Annotated in this window: 2 protein-coding genes; one reads left to right on the top strand and one right to left on the bottom strand. The window is 33.2% G+C overall.

Going from position 1 to position 1,007, the window contains the following annotated elements:
• Nucleotides 1-546 (top strand): SpoIIIAH-like family protein (locus AC1DTM_RS28455; RefSeq protein ID WP_477001485.1); only part of this gene is annotated, 546 nt, incomplete at its 5' end.
• Nucleotides 547-604: 58 nt separating this feature from the next.
• On the opposite strand, the gene AC1DTM_RS28450 is transcribed toward AC1DTM_RS28455, so the two are convergent.
• Entirely contained in the window at nt 605-802 is a 198-nt protein-coding gene (locus tag AC1DTM_RS28450; protein WP_012261697.1) for a hypothetical protein, read from the bottom strand.
• Nucleotides 803-1,007: the final 205 nt, after the last annotated feature.

The following is a 1,007-nucleotide window of genomic DNA, read 5'->3' as shown; positions in this document are numbered from 1 at the left end:
GGTGAAAAGATGGGACAAGAAAAGCAAGGTGTTGATAAAGCAGTTACAAAAGAAACAACGAAAGAAACTACAAATAAAGAGACAACAAAAGAAAATACAAGCAAGGAAACTACAAATAAAGAAACAGACAAAAAAGAGAATGACAAAAAAGAAACAAGTAAAAAAGAGGCTAGCGTAACAGTTCAATCAAGCGATGAGAATTTTACAGCGCTACGTATGCAAATGGAAGATCAGCGTAGTGTAGAGAAAGAAAAGTTACAAAATGTAATGAAGTCATCAAAATCTTCAGCAGAAGAAAAGAGTAAAGCGAAAGATAATCTTGATGCCATCACTACGATGGAAACGAAGCAACAATTACTTGAGACAGTGATTAAATCTCAAGGCGGATATAAGGATGCTCTTGTAAGAGCTGATGGAACGGACATTAAAGTAACAGTTAAATCGGCAAAGCATTCACAAAAAGAAGCGAATAAAATTATTCAGCTTGTAAGAAGTGAAGGTGGTCCAAAAGATGTAGGTGTGAAATTTGATCCATCAGTAAAATAAATTGAAATTATAATAGGTGTTGCTGCTTCAAATTAGATAAAAGAATAATAGAAAAAAGCTATCGTTTTCGATAGCTTTTTTCTATTTCATCTTTGCAGTTGTATTTAGTATTTTCAATTGGAAACGGGGAAATACGCTGTGAGTAAAAGATTAATGGTTCGTGATGATGGTGATTAGTTTTTCCAGATTTGACGTGAATGAAGAGGACCAATGTCCAAATCACTACGGCAGGCAAGAACAGGATGAGCCATATCATATGTCCGCACCTCACTACAATAAATTTTCTACACTTTGAACATACTATTCTTTTATGAAGGAAGAATGAACGGCACGTAAACAAAAAAATAATATTTGGTAAAAATATGTTTTTTTACCGTAGATAAAATGAAGAATGTTAAGGGAATTACGTTTTTATACTGTACAGTTTTGAAAAAGTAAAGAATGTTTTTTAGGAAGTGGTC

The sequence above is a fragment of the Bacillus sp. P4_D3 genome, assembly GCF_056401855.1.
The sequence above is the reverse complement of the archived record's forward strand: the minus strand, read 5'-3'. Positions and strand labels throughout refer to the sequence as shown.

Excerpts from the sequence above, each read along its gene's own strand:
- AC1DTM_RS28450 (WP_012261697.1), bottom strand. The coding sequence starts at position 802 with ATGATATGGCTCATCCTGTTCTTGCCTGCCGTAGTGATTTGGACATTG.